The organism is Roseateles sp. P5_E1, assembly GCF_054049335.1.
Genome location: NZ_JBFUMN010000018.1, coordinates 15,938 through 37,926 on the forward strand (window position 1 = coordinate 15,938; position 21,989 = coordinate 37,926).

18 protein-coding genes are annotated in these 21,989 nt (G+C 70.0%); 11 read left to right on the forward strand and 7 right to left on the reverse strand.

What is annotated here, in order from left to right; translation table 11 throughout:
• Window positions 1-83 precede the first annotated feature (83 nt).
• Genes ACXJKJ_RS15760 through ACXJKJ_RS15770 form a run of 3 tightly spaced genes read left to right on the forward strand, consistent with a single transcriptional unit; the run spans window position 84 to window position 2,048 of the window.
• Window positions 84-575, forward strand: coding sequence for a 6,7-dimethyl-8-ribityllumazine synthase (locus ACXJKJ_RS15760; RefSeq protein ID WP_056199072.1), 492 nt, complete (start codon window positions 84-86; stop codon window positions 573-575).
• Window positions 576-627: 52 nt separating this feature from the next.
• Window positions 628-1,122, forward strand: coding sequence for a YgjP-like metallopeptidase domain-containing protein (locus ACXJKJ_RS15765; RefSeq protein ID WP_056199069.1), 495 nt, complete (start codon window positions 628-630; stop codon window positions 1,120-1,122).
• A complete protein-coding gene (locus ACXJKJ_RS15770; RefSeq protein WP_457324147.1) occupies window positions 1,119-2,048 on the forward strand; it encodes a tRNA dihydrouridine synthase in 930 nt (309 codons plus the stop codon). Before ACXJKJ_RS15765 ends, ACXJKJ_RS15770 begins: the two co-directional genes overlap by 4 nt.
• Window position 2,049: 1 nt before the next feature.
• Here the strand turns inward: ACXJKJ_RS15770 and ACXJKJ_RS15775 are convergent, their stop codons facing one another.
• Window positions 2,050-4,497: an ATP-binding protein gene (locus ACXJKJ_RS15775; RefSeq protein WP_457390892.1), complete on the reverse strand. Its 2,448-nt coding sequence runs from the start codon at window positions 4,495-4,497 to the stop codon at window positions 2,050-2,052.
• A 117-nt stretch (window positions 4,498-4,614) separates the two neighbouring features.
• On the opposite strand from ACXJKJ_RS15775, the gene ACXJKJ_RS15780 reads away from it, so the two are divergent.
• Entirely contained in the window at window positions 4,615-4,890 is a 276-nt protein-coding gene (locus ACXJKJ_RS15780; RefSeq protein ID WP_457324911.1) for a DUF4242 domain-containing protein, read from the forward strand.
• Window positions 4,891-4,893: 3 nt separating this feature from the next.
• Here ACXJKJ_RS15780 and ACXJKJ_RS15785 read toward each other — a convergent pair whose 3' ends face one another.
• A complete protein-coding gene (locus tag ACXJKJ_RS15785; protein ID WP_457390894.1) occupies window positions 4,894-5,592 on the reverse strand; it encodes a DUF899 family protein in 699 nt (232 codons plus the stop codon).
• 243 nt (window positions 5,593-5,835) lie between these two features.
• On the opposite strand from ACXJKJ_RS15785, the gene ACXJKJ_RS15790 reads away from it, so the two are divergent.
• A complete protein-coding gene (locus ACXJKJ_RS15790) occupies window positions 5,836-8,613 on the forward strand; it encodes a protein kinase domain-containing protein (RefSeq protein WP_457390896.1) in 2,778 nt (925 codons plus the stop codon).
• Here the strand turns inward: ACXJKJ_RS15790 and ACXJKJ_RS15795 are convergent.
• Together ACXJKJ_RS15795 and ACXJKJ_RS15800 are read right to left on the reverse strand one after the other, a co-directional pair.
• Complete coding sequence (locus tag ACXJKJ_RS15795) at window positions 8,583-9,242, reverse strand: peroxiredoxin (protein WP_457390898.1); 660 nt, start codon at window positions 9,240-9,242, stop codon at window positions 8,583-8,585. The genes ACXJKJ_RS15790 and ACXJKJ_RS15795 overlap by 31 nt on opposite strands.
• Before the next feature lie 100 nt (window positions 9,243-9,342).
• Window positions 9,343-10,035, reverse strand: a complete 693-nt coding sequence (locus ACXJKJ_RS15800) for a hemerythrin domain-containing protein (protein WP_457390900.1) — start codon at window positions 10,033-10,035, stop codon at window positions 9,343-9,345.
• Window positions 10,036-10,156: 121 nt separating this feature from the next.
• Between ACXJKJ_RS15800 and ACXJKJ_RS15805 the strand changes: the two genes are divergently transcribed.
• Window positions 10,157-12,619 carry an ATP-binding protein gene (locus ACXJKJ_RS15805; protein ID WP_457390902.1) on the forward strand — a complete coding sequence of 821 codons (2,463 nt, stop codon included), beginning with the start codon at window positions 10,157-10,159 and terminating at the stop codon, window positions 12,617-12,619.
• 206 nt (window positions 12,620-12,825) lie between these two features.
• On the opposite strand, the gene ACXJKJ_RS15810 is transcribed toward ACXJKJ_RS15805, so the two are convergent.
• Complete coding sequence (locus tag ACXJKJ_RS15810; RefSeq protein ID WP_457390904.1) at window positions 12,826-14,388, reverse strand: hypothetical protein; 1,563 nt, start codon at window positions 14,386-14,388, stop codon at window positions 12,826-12,828.
• A 166-nt stretch (window positions 14,389-14,554) separates the two neighbouring features.
• On the reverse strand, window positions 14,555-15,541 hold the full coding sequence (ftrA, locus tag ACXJKJ_RS15815) for a transcriptional regulator FtrA (protein ID WP_457390905.1): 987 nt from the start codon (window positions 15,539-15,541) through the stop codon (window positions 14,555-14,557).
• A 65-nt stretch (window positions 15,542-15,606) separates the two neighbouring features.
• Between ftrA and ACXJKJ_RS15820 the strand changes: the two genes are divergently transcribed.
• Genes ACXJKJ_RS15820 through dbpA form a run of 4 tightly spaced genes read left to right on the forward strand, consistent with a single transcriptional unit; the run spans window position 15,607 to window position 20,016 of the window.
• On the forward strand, window positions 15,607-16,011 hold the full coding sequence (locus tag ACXJKJ_RS15820; protein ID WP_457324541.1) for a rhodanese-like domain-containing protein: 405 nt from the start codon (window positions 15,607-15,609) through the stop codon (window positions 16,009-16,011).
• Window positions 16,012-16,043: 32 nt separating this feature from the next.
• Window positions 16,044-18,257, forward strand: a complete 2,214-nt coding sequence (locus ACXJKJ_RS15825) for an alpha/beta fold hydrolase (RefSeq protein WP_457390907.1) — start codon at window positions 16,044-16,046, stop codon at window positions 18,255-18,257.
• Window positions 18,254-18,598: a translation initiation factor Sui1 gene (locus ACXJKJ_RS15830; RefSeq protein WP_457390908.1), complete on the forward strand. Its 345-nt coding sequence runs from the start codon at window positions 18,254-18,256 to the stop codon at window positions 18,596-18,598. The genes ACXJKJ_RS15825 and ACXJKJ_RS15830 overlap by 4 nt, the downstream gene beginning before the upstream one ends.
• A 20-nt stretch (window positions 18,599-18,618) precedes the next feature.
• Window positions 18,619-20,016, forward strand: a complete 1,398-nt coding sequence (gene dbpA / locus ACXJKJ_RS15835; RefSeq protein WP_457390910.1) for an ATP-dependent RNA helicase DbpA — start codon at window positions 18,619-18,621, stop codon at window positions 20,014-20,016.
• A 266-nt stretch (window positions 20,017-20,282) separates the two neighbouring features.
• On the opposite strand, the gene ACXJKJ_RS15840 is transcribed toward dbpA, so the two are convergent.
• Entirely contained in the window at window positions 20,283-20,783 is a 501-nt protein-coding gene (locus ACXJKJ_RS15840; protein ID WP_457390912.1) for a hypothetical protein, read from the reverse strand.
• A gap of 197 nt (window positions 20,784-20,980) precedes the next feature.
• Here ACXJKJ_RS15840 and ACXJKJ_RS15845 point away from each other — a divergent pair, with 197 nt between their 5' ends.
• Window positions 20,981-21,883, forward strand: coding sequence for a hypothetical protein (locus ACXJKJ_RS15845; protein ID WP_457390914.1), 903 nt, complete (start codon window positions 20,981-20,983; stop codon window positions 21,881-21,883).
• Window positions 21,884-21,989 lie beyond the last annotated feature (106 nt).

Sequence of the window (21,989 nt, forward strand, 5' to 3'; positions counted from 1 at the left end):
GTCGGCGTGCTTGCTTGAGCGGGCACGCCGCTGCTGCGTGCGCTTGCCCTGATTCTGGAAAAACCGTCTTTCAAGAGGACACCATGAATCAGACCCTCAATCCCACCTTCAACCTGACCCGCCTGCCGCGCGTGGCCATCGTGGCCGCCAGCTGGCACAAGGACATCGTCGGCGTCGCCGTGTCGGCCATTCGGCATGAATTCGACCGATGTCGAATCCCCGCGGAACAGGTCACGGTCATCGACGTGCCCGGCGCCTTCGAGATCCCGCTGCATGCCAAGCGTCTTGCGCGCAGCGGCCGCTTCGATGCCGTCATCGCCTGCGGCCTCGTCGTCGACGGCGGAATCTATCGCCACGATTTCGTCGCCCAGACCGTCATCCAGGCGCTGATGGACGTGCAACTGGACACCGACGTGCCGGTCTTCTCCGCCGTGCTGACGCCGCACCACTTTCATGAGCATGGCGAGCACAAGCGCTTCTTTGCCGAGCATTTCTCCACCAAGGGCCAGGAGGTGGCACGCGCCTGCCTCGCGACAATAGCGAGCCTGGACCAGCTGAACGCGCTGGTCGCCTGACCTCGCTACCCGCGCGGCGCACTCGATGCGCCGCGCCTTGAATCCCGACTGCATGCTTGCCGCCCGCTACCTCGCTGGCTACCCGCCCGAACTCATCGCCCAGGCCGAACAGCTGCGCCTGGACGGCCGCCTGGCCGACCATCTCGCCCGCCGCCTGCCTGAGCGCCACGAGGTGCGCAGCGATGGCGCCCTGTTCGACTATGTGCAGGCGCTCAAGGCCCGCCACCTGCGCAATGCCGAGCCGCTGAATTTCGTCGGCTATGACGCCAAGCTGCGCGTGCTGCAGCAGGCGCTGGGGACGCACACCCGCCGCACCCAGGTGCAAGGCTCAAAGCTGAAGATGCGCCGCGAGATCCGCGTGGCCACGCTGTTCAAGGAGGCGCCGGCCGCGCTGCTGCGCATGATCGTCGTGCACGAGCTGGCGCATCTGCGGGAGCTGGAGCACAACAAGCCCTTCTACAAGCTCTGCCAGCACATGGAGCCGGACTACTTCCAGCTGGAGTTCGACCTGCGGCTCTATTTGATGAACCAAGAGGAGTCGAAATGATCCTCTTGGCGCCCATGGAAGGGCTGTTGGATCACATCTTGCGCGATGTGTTGACCCGCGTCGGCGGCGTGGACCGCTGCGTGTCCGAGTTCATCCGCGTGACCGACCAGTTGCTGCCCGGCCGCGTGTTCACGCGCATCGTGCCGGAGCTGAGGAACGGTGGGCGCACGGCAGCCGGCGTGCCGGTGCATCCGCAGTTGCTGGGTTCCGACGTGACCTGCCTGGCCGAGAACGCCGGGCGACTGGCCGAGCTGAAGCCCGAGGGCATCGACCTGAACTTCGGCTGCCCGGCCAAGTGCGTCAACCGCCACCGTGGCGGCGCCGTGTTGCTGGACGAACCCGAGCTGATCCACGAAATCGTCTCCGCCGTGCGCCGTGCGGTGCCGATGGACGTGATGGTGTCCGCCAAGATGCGCCTGGGCTATATGGATGACAGCCGCACGCTCGAAGTGGCCCGCGCGATTCACGACGCGGGCGCCCAGGAGATCGTCGTGCATGCCCGCACCAAGGCTGATGGCTACAAGCCGCCGGCCTACTGGGAGCGCATCGCCGCCGTGCGCGAGGCCGTGCCCATCACCATCATCGCCAACGGCGAGATATGGACCGTCGAGCATGCCGAACTGGCCCGCGAGCGCAGCGGCTGCGAACACCTGATGCTGGGCCGCGGCATGGTGGCCGACCCGGGCCTGGCGCTGCGCGTGGCGGGCAGGCGCGCCGAGCCGGTGCCGTGGGCCGAGCTGCTGCCGCTGATGCAGGTCTTCTTCGACCAGGTCCGTGCCACGGTCGCTGCGAAGCATCAGGGCGGTCGACTCAAGCAGTGGCTGCACTACCTGAAGCGCGCCTACCCCGAAGCCGATGCGGCCTATGCCGAGCTGCGCACCGTGAACTCGGCCGACGATTTGGCGACGCGCCTGTTCGCTGCCTGAGTCACAGCTCGAAGGCCGCGCGCATCGCGTCGGACAGCTTCATGCGCCGACCTTCCTGCGCGAGCCGTTCCATGTCCTCCGTGCTGAACCGCTCCGCCAGCCCTGCCGCGAGCATCGCGCGGTCGGCGGCCTCGTTGGGCTGTCGCTGCATCTGCCCGTGAGCCTCGAACTCCCGGTCCGCCGCGCCGGCCAGTTGCGCGGCCAGCGCCGTGCGGCCGGCTTGCAGATGCAGCAGCGCCAGCGCGTCCAGAGACACCCACAGTTGGTCATCCACCGCCAGCCGACCCAGGCGAGCTGGGGCTTGCCGCGCCACCTCGCGGGCGCGCTCGAACCGGCCCTGTGCGACCAGCGCGCCGATCAGGTTGCCCATGATGGTGGCCAGGCAGGCCAGGTCGCCGGCATCGCCCGGCTCGGCCAGCAGCGCCTCGCCCAGCTGCACGGCCAGGTCCAGCTCACCGGCGGCGCGGGCCTGGTCGGCCAGGTTCAGCCGGGCGCGCATCACGCCGGCGTCGAAGCCACCACGCTCGCACAGCGCCAGCGCCGCCTGGTAGCAGCGCCGGGCCTCGTCATGCCGGCCTGAGGTCAGGTGCAGCACGGCTTCGGTCGTCAGGCCGCGCTCCAGCACGGCAGCCGGCCAGCCGGGGCTTTCCAGCGTGCGCGCGGCGGCCAGTGCGGCGCGGGCTTCGGGGCCGTCGACGCGCCAGTTGAAGGCGTGTTCCACCAGCGACAGGTATTCGCCTCGCTCGTCGCCCAGCTCGCGGTACAGCCGGGCGGCGCGCTCGGCGGCGTCGCGCGCCAGGCCCGGGTGGATGGCGCTGTGACAGCGCGCGCAGGCCGACCAGAAACGGGCCAGCTCCGGCTTTGCAATGGTGGTGTCGTCCGCCAGCCGCGCGGCCAGCGCCAGCGCGTGCGGGCGGGCCTGCGTTGCGCGGGGCATCCACAGCGGCGCGGCGGCGCCGAACAGGGCCACGGCGCCGGTCAAGTCGTGCTCGCCGGCCCATGCCAGCGCTGCCCACAGCCCGGGCAACTCGGGTTCATAGCGCGATTTCCAGGCGGCATACGGCAGCCGCCATGACTCTTCGTAGGCGTCGTCCAGCAGCCAGCGCAGCCCCCCACAGTGGCGGGCCTGGGCCAACGCCGTCTCGCCGGCGGCGGCGAGCTTGTCCAGCGCGAAAAGGCGCATGGTTTCCAGCAAGCGCAAGCGCCGCTGCGCCGTGCCGCGGTCGATGCTGACGAGGGACCGCTCGACCAGGCTGAGCACTGTGGCCACCGCGGCTGCGGCGGGCAGCTTGTCGTCGGCCAGCACCAGGGCTGCGCCTTCCAGCGAGAAGCTGCCCGGGAACACGGCCAGGCGGCGCAGCACGAGGCGTTCGCGCTCGGCCAGCAATTCGTGCGACCAGCTCAGGGCTTCGGCCAGCGCATTGCGGCGCGACGGGCTGCGCGCATCGCTGGGAGCCAGCAGCGTCAGCCGCTGGTGCAGCCGCGCGGCCAGGCCGTCCAGCCCCAGCACATCCAGGCGCGAAGCGGCCAGCTCGATGGCCAGCGGGTTGCAGTCCAGCGCCTCGCAGATCTCCTCGGCCCGGTGGCTGACGCCCGCTTCGGCCGCGCCGGTGCGCGCGGCCAGCAGGCGCACGGCGTCGGGCAGGGGCAGCGGCTCGAGGCGGTAGACGCGTTCGCCCTGGGCCTGCAGCGGCAGCTGGCTGGTGATGAGCAGGCTGACCCGCTCGGTGTCGCGCACCAGCGTCGAGACGAGCTCGGCGACATCCGCGGCGCGGTGCTCGGCGTTGTCCAGCACGATCAGCAGGGCCAGCGCCGACAGCTTGGCCGCCAGCGTCGCGAGCGGGTCCGGGCCGGGTGGCAGGCCCAGCGCGCGGGCCACGGCGGCCGCGACGGGCTCGTCCTCGCGCAGCAGCGTCAGGTCCACCCACCAGGCCCCGTCGGCGTGGTCGCCGCGCAGGCTCAGCGCGAGCTCCTGCGCAAGCCGCGTCTTGCCGACGCCTGGGCCGCCGCACAGCGTGACGGCCGGCTGGTCGCGCAGCAGGGCCTGCAGCTCGCCCAGCTCAGTCTCGCGGCCGATCAGCGGCGGCAGACGCACCGGCAAACGGCCGCGGGCACCCAGGCCAGGCTCGCTGGGCGCGGCCTCGGCCACATCCAGCACCGGCAGCGCGAAGCGGTAGCCAAAGCCGGGAATGGTCGTGATGGCCTCGGCGCCGAGCAGCTTGCGCAACACGCCGACCTGCACGGCGAGGTTGTTCTCCTCGACGACGACATCGGCCCAGACGCGCCGCAGCAGCTCGTCCTTGGCCAGCAGTTGCCCGGCCTTCTCGACAAACGCGACCAGCAGCTCGAAGGCGCGCGCCGTCAACGCCACCTCGGCGCCGCGGCGGAACAGCAGGCGCTCGGCCGGGAGCAGCTTGTAGTCGCCGAAGCGGAATCGGTTGGTGGACATCGAGGGGTCGAATTTAGCCAGATTTCATGCCGGCTAAAGGACGTCGCCCACTCCCTGGAAAGAGGATGGCGTCAGGCCGGTCGACTTCCGGCAGGCCCGCTTCAACAGGAGTTCCCCATGCCCAAGTACGTCATCGAAAGAAACATCCCCGGCGCCGGTCAGCTCACGGCCGAGCAGTTGCAAGGCATTTCCGCCACGTCCTGCGGCGTCCTGCGCGACCTGGGCCCCAGCATCCAGTGGGTGCACAGCTACGTGACCGACGACAAGATCTACTGCGTCTACAACGCGCCAGACGAGGCCAAGGTGCGTGAGCATGCGCGGCTGGGTGGCTTCCCGGCAGACCAGGTCAGCCAGGTGCGCTGCATCATCGACCCGGTGACGGCCGAGGTCTGAGCTTCAGTATTGGAGCTTGGGGTACCAATCGGTGCCCCGCCCCTCGGGCGTGAGGTCCAGCACGGACCACAGCGACGCGACGTCCGGCGCATCGCGCGGGTCCTGGCCGGGGTCGCCCATGGCCTTGGTCATCTCGCTGGCCCAGAACAACCTGACCTGCTCGCCGTCGCGCCTGAACACCACGAGGGCCGGGTACTCGCTGCCGTCGGGCTGCAGGATGCCAAGATCYTTGGCGTAGTCGTCGCCGACGGTCTGCACGAAGTTGAGGTCGCGCCAGCCGCGCTCTTGGGCGAAGGCGTATTGCCGCTCGACCGGCGAGCGGCCGAGGATCTTCAGCGCCACGCGCTGCTTGATGTCGGCGGCATTGCCGTTGACGGCGCCCAGCCAGTTGGTGCACATCGGGCAGGGGCGCTCGCGTTGCGGACCGTACATCCAGAAGTAGGTCACCAGCGTGTCCTTGTCGCCGAACAGCTCGAGCAGGCTGACGTCGAAGGCCTGCTCGTCCTTGAACTTGTAGGGCTTGGCGATCACCGGGCCGGGTGGCAGCGCGCGCCGCTGCTCGGTCAGGCGCGTCATGTGGCGACGGAACTCGATCTCCTCGGCGAGCAGGGCCTTGCGGGCCTGCTCGTAATCGGCAGAGGCGCCGGGAAAGGGTGTCTTGGCCCGGGAGGCCAGTTCGGTGGCGGAGGTCAGGTCAGGCATGCGGTGTCTCCGGCAACTGTGCAACGGGCTGATGTTGTCCGGCCCGCTCCGCTGGCGACATCGGTCTCGGCCACGCGCCTGTGCAGGCCTGCACCTACAGCGGCACAGGTCCTGGTTGCGGGCGTGCGCCGCCTCATCGACCCGGCCATGACGGCAGTCTGACGCAACGGCGCAGGCCAGGCCGCCCGCTGTCCACCGAGTTGGGGACGGCACGGGCGGCCTGCCGACCGCAAACTGCGGCGCATGACTGCGATGTCCTTCGACGAGCTGCGCACGCTGAGCCAACTGCTGGACGAGGGCCTGGAACTGGCGCCCGCGGCGCGCCCGGCCTGGCTGGCGGCGCTGCCCCTGGGGGCGCTGCGCGAGCGTTTGGCGCAGATGTTGGATCGCCATGACGCCGGGGAGCACGAGGGCTTCCTCGCTGCGCTGCCAGGCCTGGCAGAACCGCTCGCTCTGCGGGCGGGCGAGCGTGTCGGGCCCTATCGGCTGCTGCGTCCGCTGGGCCGCGGCGGCATGGGCGAGGTGTGGCTGGCCGATCGGGCTGACGGCCTGTTCGAGCGCCAGGTGGCGCTGAAATTGCCTCGCGGGCACTGGGCTGACGGCGAGGCCTTTGCCCGGGAGACCGGTCTCGTCGCCCGCCTGGAGCACCCGCGCATCGCGCGTTTGTACGACGCCGGCCTGGAGCCCGGCCCCGACGGCCAGTCGCGGCCGTATCTGGCCATTGCCTACGTCGAGGGGCGGCCGTTGGACGAGGCGGCCGCCGGACTGGCGCTGCCGGCGCGGCTGCGCCTGTTCGTGACGATCGCCCGCACGCTGGCGTATGCCCACGGCCGCCTGGTGCTGCATCGCGATCTGAAGCCGGCCAATGTGCTGGTCGACGCCGAGGGCCGGCCGCATCTGCTGGACTTCGGTATCGCCGCCGTGCTGGGCGTCGTCGGCCCGGGCGCGCCGCCGCCGGCCTGCACGCCGCGTTACGCGGCGCCCGAGTTGCTGCTGGGCGGCGAGCTGAGCGTGCAAGTCGACGTCTATGCACTGGGCGTCATGCTGGGCGAGTTGGTGGCAGAGGCGGGCGATGCCGACCTGGCCGCTGTCGTCGCCGGCGCCTGCGCGACGGAGCCGGGCCGGCGCTACGCCAGCGCCGACGCGCTTGCCGACGAGGTCGAGCGTTGGCTGCGTCAGGAGCCGGTGCAGGCGCGCGCGGCGGCGCCGCTGCGGCGGTTGGGCCTGTTGCTGCGTCGTCGCCGTCGTGCCGCGGTGCTGGCTGGCGGCGTGCTGGTTGTGGTTGGCGCCCTGGCCGTGCAATTGGCTGGCCAGCGCCAGCGCGCTGCTCTGGCCGCCGAGCGCGAGAACGTGGCCACGACGTTCGTCGCCGAGATGTTCCGCTTTGGCGCCGAGCCGCAGGCCCGTCATCCTCACGGCGACGGCGAGGTGCCGCTGCTGGAGCGCGGCGCTCAGCTGATTGAGCAGCGCTTTGCCGGCGATCCCGCCCAGCGGGCCCGGCTCTACCGCGTGCTGGGCGATGCCTACGAAACCATGGGGGCCGCGCCACTGGCCGTCAACCTGCGGGAGCGTGAACTGGCCTCGCTGCGTGCCCAGGCCGCGCCGGCCGACGAGACACGCGCGGCTGCGCAGCGCCTGGGGCGTGCGCGGCTTGATGCCGGGCGGCCGGACGAGGTGCTCGCGGCCCTGCCCGACACGCCCGGCGACGTGGACACCGGCCTGTTGAAGGCGCGTGCCCTCGTCGATCTGGGTCGCATGGACGAGGCCGAGACGTTGCTGGCGCGCCTGCCCGCGCCAGCCGATGCCGCTGGGCAGGCGTGGCGCCACTTGCTGCGCGGCGAGCTGCTGAACCGCCGTGGCCATGAGCCCGAGGCCCTGGTTGAGTTCCGCGCCGCCGCTGCAGGCGAGGACACGCTGGCCGCCGCCGAGGCCGGCCTGCGTGGCGCGCGTTGGGCCGCCCAGCAGGGTCGGCACGACGACGCCCTGGCCCTGCTCGCGCCGGCTCTGGCCACGCTGCGCGAGCGCGGCGGCCTGTACGCGGTGCGCGCGGAGGTCGGCGCGGCCAACGTCTGGTCGGCCATGTATGCGACGACGCTGTCGCTGCCTTTCGAGCGCGTGCGCGCCGAGCTGGAGGCCTGCCTGCAAAGGCTGCGCGCCCTGGGCGACGGTGTGCCGCCGCTGCTGCTCGCCCAGGTGCAGGGGCATCTGGGCCGCCTGCTGTTGAACTGGGGCGACGTGGCGCAGGGCGCGCCGTTGGTGGAGGCCGACTACACGCAGCGCCTGCCGCTGCTGCACCGGCCGGTCGAACTGACCATTGCGCACGGCCGTGCCGGTGATGCGGCCATGGAGCGCGGGCAGCACGAGTTGGCGGCCCAGCGCTTTGCATTGCGCCGCCAGGCCCGTGTAGCGGCCGGCAAGGGCCTGCATCCGCTGCTGGCCGGAGATATCCGCCTGCAGGCGCTGAACGCCAGCATGGCGGGTGAGATGGCCGGCGCGCTGCGTTTTCTTGACGAAGCGCCGGCGCCCGAAGCGCTGCGCGGCGCCGGGCACGACCCGGCCTGGTACGAAGAGGTGCTGCGCGAGGCCCGCGCCCGCGTCCTTGTCGACAGCGGCGACGCGGCGCTGGCCCGCCAGGCGCTGGCGCTGGCGTCGCGCCACGAGGCCAAGCCGCAGGACGCCATGCTGACGGCCGGCTTCGCCACCGGGCCTGAGCTGCTGCGCGCTGAAGGCCAGTGCCTGCAGCCGGACGCCCGCGCCGGCCTGGCCCGCATGCGCGCCTTCGTCGCCGCGTTGAGCCTGCCGCACCACCCGGCCGCGCCGCAGATCGCGCGCTTGCACGGCGTGGCCGCGCTGTGCGCCTGGCGCGCTGGCGACCGCGACCAGGCCGCGCGCTGGGCCGCGCTGGCCCGCACGGCGCTGGCCACCCAACCGGGTGTCAGCCCCTACTACAGCGCGCCGCTGCACCGCCTGGAAGCCCAGGCATGCGGGTCTCAGGTGGGCTGCTTGGTGATACGCAGATAGGGCTTGGGCGCCTTCCAGCCGGCCGGGAACAGCGCCTTGGCGTCTTCATCGCTCACCGAGCCGGCAATGATCACGTCGTCGCCCTKCTTCCAGTTCACCGGCGTGGCGACCTTGTRCTTSGCGGTCAGCTGCATSSWGTCSAGCACGCGCAGGATCTCGTCGAARTTGCGCCCCGTCGTCATCGGGTAGGTCAGCATCAGCTTGATGCGCTTGTCCGGGCCGACGATGAAGACCGAGCGCACGGTGGCGTTGGTCGCCGCCGTGCGGCCCTCGGACGTGCCTTCGGTATCGGCCGGCAGCATGTTGTAGAGCTTGGCGACGGCCAGGTCGCTGTCGCCGATCATGGGGTACTTGGGCAGATGGCCCTGGGTCTCCTCGATGTCGGCGGCCCAGCGGTGGTGGTTGTCCACCGGGTCGACCGACAGGCCGATCAGCTTGGCATTGCGCTTGGTGAATTCGGGCTCGATCTTGGCCATATAGCCCAGCTCGGTCGTGCACACCGGCGTGAAGTCCTTGGGGTGGGAGAACAGCACGGCCCACTTGTCGCCGATCCAGTCGTGGAACTTGATCTCGCCTTGCGTGGTCTGGGCGGTGAAGTCGGGGGYGATGTCGTTGATGCGCAGGGACATGGTGTCTCTCCTTGGGTGGGCTCGGGGGCAGGAAGGTGAATGATAGGAACGAAGCAAGGCCTCGTTCCGCATGAGCTTGATCGAAAAGGGTCTATGGAAATCAGCTGGCGAGGCTGGGCACTTCAGCGAGCACGGCCGCCCACACGTCGGCCGGCGCCGCACGGCGGGCGATGGGCCCGTAGCGCGCCCACTGCTCGGGGGTGCAGACGGTCTTGAGCGAGTGCACGAACACGCGGGTCGCGCCGACCGGCGAGTTCTTGGTGCTGCCGAAGGCGGCCAGCGACGCGACGCCATGGGCCACGAGGTGGTCGAAGCCGCCGTGGGCGATGCCGGCCGACACGCACCACTGGGCGAAGAGGGTGGCCTTGCCTTCCTTGGGCAGGCGGTTGACCAGGGGCATCATGATGTCCTCCTCGTGCAGCAGGTGCGCCTCGGCACAGCCGCGGTAGGCGGCGAAGGCATCTCGCAGCGCGCCGACATCCAGCGGGATGGCGCGCGTCACGGCGGCCTGCAGTTCGTGCTCGTCGTCATGCTCGGCGCGGAACATCGCCGCGTTTGCGGCGCCGTCGAAATGCAGATCCAGCATGGACGTGATGCCGCCGCCCGCGCCCTCCATGCCGTCCTCCATGGCCGCATGGACGGCGATGGCTTCGACATAGGCGCCCCAAGCCGGCGCAAAGCCGGCCAGGTCGCCGCGCTCGGCCAGCGGCGCCAGCACCTTGGCCAGGTCGTTGCGCAGCACCTCGTGGTAGTTGCGCATGATGGCGGGCACGGAGACTTCGGGTTCGGTCATGGTCGGCTCCTGGGTGGCGTGTTGCTGTGGGACGAATGCTCGCGGCAGGTGCCGTTCGATGGTTGTTCAACGTTGTTAAACCGGCGGCTTTACAGTGCCCGGCGCAATCACCGGAGCCGCCTTGCCTGCCACCGAACCTGCCCGCCCGCCGACCCAGCCGCTGCGCTTCGGCCCGGGCGGCCGCTTCGAGCTGCGCCCGGCGGAGTACCGGCTGCTGGTGGACGGCGAGCCCTCGGCCCTGGGCGGCCGCGCGCTGGACCTGCTGCTCACGCTGGCCGGCCGGCCCGCCGAGCTGTTCACCAAGGCCGAGCTGATCGAGCGCGTCTGGCCCGGCCTGGTGGTGGAAGAGGGCAACCTGCGCGTGCAGGTCAACGCGCTGCGCCGCCTGCTGGGCGAGGACGCCATCGCCACCGCGCCCGGGCGCGGCTACCGGTTCACGGCCGCGCTGCACGACGACGCACAGGCCGCTGATGCGCCGCCGCCCGCGCCCGCCACGACCACGCTGTTCGGCCGTGACGCCGACCTGGCCCGCCTGCGCCAGGCGCTGGCCGCGCCCGGCTGCGTGAGCGTCGTCGGCAGCCCCGGCGTGGGTAAAAGCAGTCTGGTGCGCGAGGCGCTGGCGCGCTGGACGGGCCGCAGTGCTTGGGTCGACCTGGCGCCRCTGACGCTGCCCGCACAACTGCCCGACGGCGTCGCCCGTGCCTTCGGCGGCCAGCTGAGCCCGGGCGAGGCGCTGCCCCAGCTGCTCAACCTCATCCCGGCCGACGACGACCTGCTGCTGGTGCTGGACAACGCCGAGCACCTCGCCGCGGCCTGCGCCGAGTGGGCCGCGCACCTGACCGCGCTGCCCCGGCTGCGCCTGCTGGTCACCAGCCAGTTGCCGCTGGGCGTAGCCGGCGAACGGCTGCTGCGCCTGGAGCCGCTGCCCGTGGCCGAGGGCGTCGACGGCCCCGACCCCCGTGAGGGTGCACTAGCGCTGCTGGTGGCCCGCATCCGGGCGGTGGACGCGCGCTTCGACGTGTCTGCCAGATCATTGCCGGTGCTGGCCGCGCTGTGCCGGCAGCTCGACGRCCTGCCGCTGGCGCTGGAGCTGGCCGCCGCGCGCGTGCCGCTGATGGGCCTGCAGGCCGTGCACGACGCGCTGGCCGAGCGCTTCGCGCTGCTGTCCCGCGGCCGGCGCGATTCATCGGCCCGCCACCGCACCCTGCTCGACGCGCTGGACTGGAGCCACGGCCTGCTGGAGCCGGCCGAGCAGCGCCTCTATCGCGCGTTGGGTGTGTTCGCCGGCGGCTTCACGCTGGACCTGGCCGTCACGCTCAGCAGCGACGAGCACACCAGCCGCTGGGACGTCGTCGACGGCTTGGCCACGCTCGTAGAGCGCTCGCTCGTCAGCGTCGCCAGTGAAGACCCGCCACGCTACCGCCTGCTGGAGACGATGCGCGCCCATGCGCTGGCCCGGCTCGGCGACGCCGACGGCCATTCCGCGCGCCGCCGGCATGCCGCGGCCGTGCTCGCGCTGATCGCGCCCAGCGACGACGCGGCACTGTGGCTGGCTGACATGCAGAACGTCCGCGAGGCCTTCCTGTGGGCCCGCGAGCACGACCTCGGCACCGCCGCGCAGATCGGCGCCCGCGCCGCGCGGGTCATGGTGTTCACCGTCTGGCGCCACGAGGTGACGCAGTGGCTGCTGTCGCTGCTGCCCGCCATGGAGGCGCGCGGCGAGGCGGTGCCACCGCAGGTGCAGGCGCTGTGGTGGTCCATGCTCGGCTACCTGCTGCTCATCCGCGCCGACCCGCGCGCCGTGCCGGTCTCGCGCAAGGCCGTCGACCTCTGGCGGCCGCTGGGCAACCCCGCCGAACTGCTCATCGCCGCGGCCCACTGGGTGCGCGCCTTCACCGAGGACGAGCCTGAGTTGGAGCAAGCCTGCACGCTGCTGCGCGAGCTGGCCGCGAGCGACGACTCGGCCGCGACGCGGCTGCGCCTGAACGGCGCGCTGGCTGTGGCGGCCCGCCTGCGCGGCGACACCGCCGAACTGCTCGCCTGCATGGAGCGCGAGCAGCTCGCCGCCCGCGAACTCGGGCAGTCACAGCGCGTGCAGGTGGCCGAGAACAACATCTGCCTGACGCTGGTGCGCCTGGGCCRCTTCGAGGAAGGCGCCACGCGCACCCGCGCCCTGCTCGACGCGCTGGACGCCGACGGCAGCGGCAGCAACGGCAGCCTGCCCTGGGTGTTGAACGCCCTCGTCGAGGCGCTCGTCGGCCTGGGCCGGCTGGACGAGGCCCAGGCCCTGCTGCCGCGCTCCCTGGCCGCACAGCGGCGCTTCGGCACGACGGTGGCCTGGCTCGGCATCCTGCCGCTGCTGGTGGCCCAAGGCCGCATCGAAGCCGCCTGCCGCCTCGCCGGCCATGTGCGCAGCCGCTGGACGGCCAACGACACGGCGCTGGACCCGCTGGAGCTGCGCGCGTTGGACGGCGCGCTGGACGCCGGTCGGGCCTTGCTGGGCAGGGACATCACCGCGGCGCTGGAGGCGGAGGGGAGGGCGCTGGGGGATGAGGCGGTGGAGGGGTTGGTGTTGCGGCGGTAGGGGGCGGGGCTCGCTTTGGCGTTGCAGGGGGCGCTTTGCAGGGGTAGCTGGCCTCATTGCGGCCGGGCGCGCTGTCCGTTGTCTGCCATTTGCGGCTGCTCACCAGCGTCTGCTTTGAGGACGCTTGAGCGCGACGAAGCCACCTTCAGCTCGGACGACTCCGGCCCCGATGGGGCGTTGTAGACCCGCCTAACGCACGCAATCGACTACACCGGCTGCGGGTTGAAGAAGATCGACTCAGTGGCGAGCGCGAGATCCTCTGCGCTACCTCCATACCTAGCAACCTCGAACAGCTTGCTGGTGCGATCGTAGAGGTGATACGGCTCCAACTCGCGGTCCGTAAGGAGAATGGCCCGCCGTCGATACTTCTCATTGAGCGACTTGGCTAGGTCAATCTCCTGCGGAGTGAAGGGACAGCCAGAACTTACCTTCGACGCAAAGCCTGCGAGGTCAAAGACTTGCTTGAAAAGGTCAGCCACGGGCAGCGCGTGCAGGGATGCATCCGTGTCCGTTGCGGCAATCACAAGGCCAACACGCTCGGATTCGATCCGAAGCTTGTTGTACTGAAAGTGCATAGTGCGCGCGTAGAACTCGTTCAGCTCAGGGATGTAGGGCGGATCAAGCGTGTAGTCCTTGTTCCCATAGAGACCTCCGATGAACGACAGCGAGGCGACCAAGTGCTGCGAGTGGAACCATGTGTCTGCCGCAAACGGCTTGTCACTCAGACCAAAGGAGAGGCTTGGTTTGCCTGATTCCGTGACCAGAACACCGAGCGACGCAACATCACTGAAATGCATCATCGGAGGAAGAAGATTGAGGCCGTTCCACGAGAACTCGCCAACGCCGCAAATGCTGTGAGGTCCATCGCCGAAGGTGGTCTTCCGCGCCTCCACGCCGTCCGCATCAAGTGGACTTTCACGTCGCGACCAGATTGCTACGTGCTCAGGGAATTTGTCTTTTCGATAGGAAAGCGTCTCTTCCACCGCCTTGCGCCAAGCAGGGATGAAGGCCCCGTATCTCTCAACATGTTGGGCGTCGACAAACCACAAGGCCACGTCACAAGCCCGCAGGTTCCAGAACGCGACAAGGTCGTCCAGATTCGATGCGTCGCCGAAGTAGAAGCCAGGGTAGTCCCAACCCGATCGAATGCTGTAGTGCCTCTCGAGTCCGTATCGCGCGAAGTAGGAGACGCTGGGGTGATCCAAGATATCCGGCGGCAGCTCCTTGTCCGGTTCAATATCAAATTCGCTCGCGTCGGTGGCGATCTTCAGGATTTGACGGTAATCGATCGAGGTGTCATCGACCGACGGATACGCCCCGAGTTGCATCAAGAACAGGTCAGCGAGTGGGTCCGCTTGGTTCCACGTGTAGAGGCGGACGCCCCGCTCCCTGAGTTCCTTCCACTCAGGCCGTTCTCGCAGATAGACGAATGCGTTCTGGATGTCGAGGACCTGAGCGCGGGCTTCGCCCTCGCCCTTCCCAATGAAGATGCCGTCATGGAAGAACGGGTTGATCAGGTGGGGAAACTTCGCCACAAACGCCTTGACTTCATCCGAATCACCGACCGGAATGATCATGTCAGCCCGAAAGCATTCGACTAGCCGCTTTGCCTCAGATTCACGGTCGACAACAACAATCGGATTGAATCGACCGCCCCACAACGCGTGGGAATGTCGTACAGCCTTTCGGAAGCCGGCCTTGTCGCCGGCCTTGATCGCCCAGCAGATGCGCAGCGGTCTGTAAGCAATGTTGACTCGAACCGTTTCCATCGAGGACAGCCTTCTTGTTCGGTTTAGCAGTGACCCACTGCGCAGAGCGCGTGGGCATTGTTCCTGAACACCACTTCTCCGCGGTTTGACATGCAACCGCAATCATTCGCCTCCTCAGCGCGAGGCAAGCGGTCCCCCGCGCACGCCGGCTTGCAGGCGGACCGGACTACCCCATCACCCCAAAACTGCTCCGATAGGCCCGCGGCGCCAACCCCAGCCGTGCCTGGAAGTGATGGCGCAGCGCCTGCACGCTGCCAAAGCCAGCCTCGGCCGCGACGCTTTCGACCGGCAGGCTGCTGGCCTCAAGCAGCCGTTGGGCCTCGGCGACGCGCTCGGCAATCAGCCAGTCGCCGGGGGATTGGCCGGTGGCCTCGGTGAAGCGGCGCAGCAGCGTGCGCGGGCTCATGGCGCCGGCCGCGGCCATGCGCTCCAGCGTCCATGGCGCGCGCAGGTCGGCCCGCACCTGGCCCATCAGGCCGGACAGCCGGTTCGTGCGGTCGCGCGGCACCGGCCGCTCGATGAACTGCGCCTGCCCGCCGCCACGGTGGGCGGGCATCACAAGCCGGCGTGCGACGCTGTTGGCGGCTTCCACGCCGAAGTCGCTGCGCACGAGGTGCAGCATCAGGTCGATGCCCGCCGCGCTGCCGGCCGACGTGAAGACGCGGTCCTCCTCGGCATAGAGCACGCCGGCATCGACGTCGATGGCGGGGTGGCGCTCGCGCAGCTTGTCGGCATAGCGCCAGTGCGTGGCCGCGCGGCGGCCGTTCAGCAAGCCGGTGGCGGCCAGCACGAAGGCGCCCGAACAGATCGATGCCAGCCGCGCGCCGCGCTGCCAGGCTTTGCGCAGCCGCTTGGCCAGCGCCTCGGGCACCGGCACGTCGGCGCCTTTCCAGCCGGCCATGACGATGAGGTCGGCCTGGTCCAGCAGCTCGATGCCGCCGTCGCTGCTGACCGTCAGGCCGCCGTGGGCGCGCAGCGGCCCGGGCTCGACGGCGGCACTGGCGAAGCGATACCAGCCCGGGCCCATCTCCGGCCGCGCCAGGCCAAAGACCTCGGCGGCAATGGCGAACTCGAAGGTGCACAGGCCGTCGTAGACCGGCGCGACGACGAGCGGCCCCGTGGTGTTTGGCGTGATCTTGTCGATACGGGTCATGGGCGCCAATTGTGGCCCTGGCCGGCTGTTGCGACCATGGCGGCACCTGTTCAACGGAGCCCACCATGCCTTCTCAAGTGACCGCCATTCCCGCCGCCCCGTCCGCGCAAGCCGAGGCGCACTTCGCCGCTGAGTTCACCTTCGAGGCCGACTGTTGGGACGTGCATGACGCGCTGGCCCAGGGCGCCGATTTCGTGCTGCTGGACGTGCGCTCGGCCGAGCTCTACGCCCGCGGCCATGTGCCCGGCGCCATCCACTTTCCGCACGGCAAGCTCGTCGAGAGCAAGCTGGCTGCCTGGCCCAAGGACACCCTCTTCGTGACCTACTGCGCCGGCCCGCACTGCAACGGCGCAGCCCGCGGCGCGCTGCGCCTGGCGCGGCTGGGCCGGCCGGTGAAGATCATGGCCGGCGGCATCACCGGCTGGTTGGACGAGGGCTTCGAGCTGGCGACCGCGGCCGTGCCTGCCTGAGCCCTGGACCGAGGCGCGGCTAGCATGTCGTGATGAAGATCCTCATGACCCTGCTGGCCGCGGCCTGCGTCACAAGCGCTGCCTCGGCCCAGACACTCACCCTCGAACGCCTCACCGCTGACCCGCCGCTGGCCGGCCGCCTGCCGCGCCAGGCCGAGATCTCGCCCGCCGGCCAATGGGTCAGCTTCCTGCGCCCCTCGGCGGCCGACAGCGAGGTGCTGGAGCTGTGGGCCCAGCCCGCGGCCGGCGGCGAGCCGCGCAAGCTCGTCGCGGCTGCCGACCTGCTCGGCGGCGCCACGCAGCAGCTCAGCGAGGCCGAGAAGATGGCGCTGGAGCGCCAGCGCATCAGCCAGCGCGGCATCACCGGCTACCAGTGGTGCGGCAGCGACGACAGTGCGTTGCTCTTTCCGCTGTCGGGTGACCTCTATCTGGTCAAGTTGAGCGCCGGGGGCCCTGAGGCTCAGCGCCTGACGAACACGCCCGACGCGCCCAAGCAGGACCCGCGCTGCGCCCCCGACGGCAAGACCCTGGCCTATGTGCAGGGCGGCGAGCTGATGGTGCTGCCCCTTCAGGCCGGCGCCCAACCGCGCCCGCTGTTCGGTGCGCGCATGAATCCCCGTGTGACCTGGGGCCTGGCCGAGTTCATTGCCGGGGAGGAACTGGGCCGGCATCGCGGCTTCTGGTGGAGCCCCGATGGGCGTCAGCTGCTGGCGCTGCGCGTCGACGAACAGCGCGTGGGCTTGAAGACGCGGGCGCAGATCTTTGCGGACCGCACCGAGATGACGGAGCAACGCTATCCGGCTGCCGGTGAAGCGAATGCCCAGGTCTCCGCCTTTGTCATCGGCGTTGCCACCGCTGAAGCGCATGCGCTGCAGCTGCCGACCGGCGCCGAGTACATCTCCCGCGCCGGCTGGTTTGCCGACGGCACGCCTTGGCTGCAATGGTTCAACCGCGACCAGACGCGGCTGACGCTGACCGAGTTCAAGGCCAATGCCGCGGCGCACGACATCACCGTCGAGACCGATGCGGCCTGGGTCGAAGTCCATGACGATCTCATTGAGACGCCGCGCGGCCTGCTCTGGTCCAGCGAGGCAACGGGCCGCCGCCAGCTGCTGCTGGTCAACCGTGCGACCGGGCAGCGCACGCCGCTGACGCAGCAGGCCGAAGCGGTGGCGCATGCGGTGTGCGTGGGCGAGCGAGGTGTCGTCTTCGCTGCCGCCGGCGACCGCGGCAAGACCAGGGAGCTCTATCTGCAGCCGCTGGCCGGGGGCAAGGCCCAAGCCTTGTCAGGCATGGCTGAACGCCAGTGGCGCGATGCCAAGGCCGACAGAGCCTGCGCCCGCCTGCTCGTCACCCGCTCGGCCTGGGGCCAGCCACCGCGGCTGGAACTGCGCAGCCTGGGCCGCGACAGTGCCACCGCCCTGGCCGGTGACGCGCCCGACCCGGCGCTGGAGGCCTTCGCCAACGTCCCGCTGGCGCTGGACCTGACGGCGGCCGATGGCGGCACGCCGTTGAACGCCTTTTTCTTCGCGCCCGCCAGCCGTCCCGGCCAGGGCAAGCATCCCGCCATCGTGCTGGCCTATGGCGGCCCGGGCTCCGCGACGGTGAACTGGGGCTGGGGCCGCGACATGCCATTGATCGCCTACTGGCAGCAGCGCGGCTATGGCGTGCTGATGCTCGACGTGCGTGGCATGGAGCACCGTGACCGCGCCTTCACGCGCGCCCATTTCCGCAGCTTCGGCCAGCATGAGGTGGCCGACCTCTTTGCCGCCGTGCGTCAGCTGCCTGCGCGCGTGAACAGCGTGGACCCGGCGCGCATCGGCTTCTTCGGCTGGAGCTATGGCGGCTTCCTCGGTGCGCGCGCGATGCTGGATGCCGACACGCCGTTCGCGGCCGCCGTCGCCGTTGCGCCGGTGACCGACTGGACGCTCTACGACACGGCCTACACCGAGCGCTATCTCGGCATGCCGGAGGGGGGTAAAGCGGCGACGTACGCCAGCGCCAATCTGCCCGCTCGCGCAGCGCTGCTGAGCAAACCGCTGCTGCTGGTGCATGGCACGGCCGACGACAACGTGCTGTTCGAGCACACGCTGCGCCTCGTCGAGGCCCTGCAGACAGCCGGCAAGACCTTCGACCTGCAGATCTACCCCGGCAAGGCCCACGGCATCGCCGGCCGCGCAGCGCGGCTGCATCTCTACCGCACGATGGATGCCTTTTTCGAGCGGCATCTGAAGCCAGCGCCATGAGCCTCGTCTACTCGACCGACGTCGGCCGGGTCTGCCCCGGTTGCGGGCAACCCATCGCTCAATGCGTCTGCAAGGCCAAGGTCCGCCCGGCGGGCGACGGCATCGTGCGCGTCAGCCGCGAGACGGCGGGGCGCAAGGGCAAGGGCGTGACCGTCATCAAGGGCCTGCCGCTGGATGACGCGGCCCTGACCGCGCTGGCCAAGCAGCTCAAGGCCCTGTGCGGCAGCGGCGGCACGGTCAAGGACGGCGTCGTCGAGATCCAGGGCGACCACCTCGACAAGGTGCTGGCCTGGCTGAAGGCGCGGCCCGAGGGCTGGACGGTCAAACGAGCCGGCGGTTGAGCCCCAACGACAATCGCGGTATGACCGATACCGCTTTCGACCGCCTGCCTCTCAGCCCCGCCATGCTGGCCAACCTCGGCCAGCTCGGCTATGCGCAGATGACGCCCATCCAGGCGGGCAGCCTGCCGCTGGCCCTGGCTGGCAAGGACGTCATCGGCGAAGCGCAGACCGGTTCGGGCAAGACGGCCGCCTTCGCCATCGCGCTGCTGCACCGGCTCAAAGCCGACCTGCCGCGCGTGCAGGCGCTGGTGCTGTGCCCGACGCGCGAGCTGGCCGACCAGGTCACGCAGGAGATCCGCCGCCTGGCCCGCGCGGCCGACAACATCAAGGTGCTGAGCCTGTGCGGCGGCAACCCCATGAAGCCGCAGATCGAGAGCCTGTCCTTCGGCGCCCACATCGTCGTCGGCACGCCGGGGCGCCTGATCGACCACCTGGAGCGCGACACGCTGGACCTGTCGGCGCTGAACACGCTGGTGCTGGATGAGGCCGACCGCATGCTGGACATGGGCTTCCTCGACGACATCAAGGCGATTGCCAAGCGAGCGCCCGCCAACCGGCAGACGCTGCTGTTCTCGGCCACCTTCCCCGAAGGCGTGACCGAGATCGCCGCCAAGTTCATGCGTGAGCCGCAGACGGTCAAGGTCGCGGGTTCAACGAGTGCCGCGGCGTCGACCATCCGCCAGATCGCCTTCGAGGTGGGGGAGGGCGAGCGCCTGGACGCCGTGCCGCGCCTGCTGCGCGCCTTCCGGCCCGAATCGACGATCGCCTTCTGCAACACCAAGCAGCAATGCCGCGATCTGGAAGCGGTGCTCGCGGCGCAAGGCTTCATCGCGCTGGCTCTGCACGGCGACCTGGAGCAGCGCGATCGCGACCAGGTGCTGATCCAGTTCGCCAACCGCAGCGCCTCGGTGCTGGTGGCCACCGACGTGGCCGCGCGCGGCCTGGACATCGCCAACCTGGCCTGCGTCATCAATGTCGACATCAGCGCCGACGTCGAACAGCATGTGCACCGCATCGGCCGCACCGGCCGCGCGGGCGCGGAAGGCCTGGCGCTGAGCCTGGCCAGCCTGGACGAGATGGGCCGCATCGGCCGCATCGAGCAGCTGCAGGGCCAGGAGTTCAAGTGGGAGCCGCTGGACGGCCTCAAGGACGCCCCCGGCGGCCCGCTGCTGCCGGCCATGGACACGCTGCAGATCCTGGGCGGCCGCAAGGAAAAGATCCGCCCTGGCGACATCCTGGGTGCGCTGACCGGCGAGGCCGGCTTTGCCGGCACACAGATCGGCAAGATCAACGTGACCGACTTCCACAGCTATGTGGCCGTGGAGCGCGGCATTGCCAAGGAGGCGGTGCGCCGGCTGTCGCTGGGCAAGCTCAAGGGGCGCAAGGTCAAGGTCCGCCGGATGGCCGACCTGGAATAGGGCCTGTTAGCGCCACGGCAATGGGTCGCGAAGGCCCGCCGCAAGGGGCCAATCTAGACGCAGCGCGCTGCCCGCACTCGCGTGCGGGCCAGGGCTGCAACAACGAGTGGCCCCTTGCGGCGGGCCTTCCCGAAGGGTTGCGGCCAGAAAGACCGCATGCTGTGTTGCAGATCCTCGCTGGGCATGAGCCCAGCTTACGGTCTGCTGTCGTGCCTGCGGCCTTTCTGGCCACAACGCGGCCCATTGCCGTGGCGCTAACAGGCCCTCTAATTCAGCCCCTGCTTGGCCCGTTCGCGGGCCATGTAGTTGGCCTGGTCGCGATCACGATCGCGCTGCACGCGGGCCTCGCGCGTCTCCCAGTCGCCGCAGCTGAAGTAGGAGCCGCCGAACAGCCAGCCCAGCAGGCTGGAGTCGTCGACCGCTTTCCCTTCACCGCCGGTGCAGACCATCGCCGCCTTGGAGCTGCTCTGCTCGGTCAGTGCTTCCTGCACGAGCATGGAGCGCGACATCAGCACCGAGGCCGGCATGGCCACGGCCAGCAGCACGCCGCCGATGACAACGCCCTTGGCCCAGCGCGGCAGCGCGCCGCTGGCAGGCGCGGGTGCCGCCGCCGCACGCGTGGTTGTCGGTTGGGGCCGGTTGAAGGGAATCGTGGCGGCGAAGGACGTCGCCTCGGTCGCCGTGGTGGTGCCCGAGCGGCCGCCCGCGCCACTCAGCAGCCGCGGCTGGGCAGGTTGTTGGGGCGGATTGGTTGTGGCGGCCGGCATGGGGTTCGAGGGCCCCCGAAAGAGAGCCGAACGCGATGCTAGGGAGGCCGTTGCCGGCGGATTGTGAGCAATTGCAAGGGCGCGGCGCTGAGGGTGGAAATGCGTGGAGGAAGTCACGATCTCCAGTTGCGCCATAACGTGCCCGTTCAGGGGTGGCCACCATTCCCGGGCCTGGCTGGCAGAGCTACATTCGGCCCGTGTCCAGCATCCTCGACCTGCTCAGACGCCGCCTGTTGAAGGGCCTGCCAGCGCTGCTCGTGGTGGCAGCCGGAGTGGCCCATGCGCAGGAACTGACGCTGACGCTGCGTGCGCCTGACAGCGAGGCCGACCTGCGCAACGCCTACATCCGCGATGCGGTGCAGTTGGCGCTGGACAAGACGCGCGCGATCGACGGCGCTTACCGCCTGCAGCTGTCAGCGCCCATGAACAAGCGGCGCGCGCTGCTGGAAGCCGCCCAGCAGGCCGCACCGAACTTCCTCGTCGTCACCGGGCCGGACGCCGGCCGGGCCGCGGGCCTGGTGCCGGTGCTCTTTCCCATTCATCTGGGCGTGAATCGCTACCGCGTCTGCTTCGTGCACAGGCCCCAACGCGCCGTCGTGCGCGAGGCCGATACCTTGAGCGCGGTGGCGCGGCTGCGCCACGTGCAGGGCCGCGGCTGGGCCGATGCCGACATCCTGCGTGCCAACGGCTTCACGGTCGCCGAGGCCAACGGCTACGAGGCGCTGTTCCAGATGGTGGCCATCGGCCGGGCCGACCTGTTCTGCCGCAGCGTGCTCGAGGTCGGCCAGGAAGTGCAGGCCCACACCGGCCTCAAGGGTCTGGCGCTGGACGACAGCCTGCTGCTGTCCTACGACCTGCCGCAATACATCTATACCCATCCCGGCAACCAGCAAGCCATCGAGCGCATTGCGCGCGGCCTGCGCCAGGCTTATGCGGACGGCTCGCTGCAGGCTCTGCTGCGCCAGCACCTGCAGCCCTCGCTGGCGCTGCTCAACCTGCCTCAGCGCCGGTTGATGACGCTGAACGTGCCCAGCCCGGCCCTCATCGAGATGAACGACCGGCCCTTCCAGATCGACGTGCTGCGCGGGCCGCTGCGTTAGGACATGCTACGGGCGTGACATCTTGGCGCCCGGGCAGTCAAGTGCGGGGGGCAGCAAGTTCAGCTGCGACCTTTTCACGCGCAAGGGCCCCATGCGGCGCCTAGTC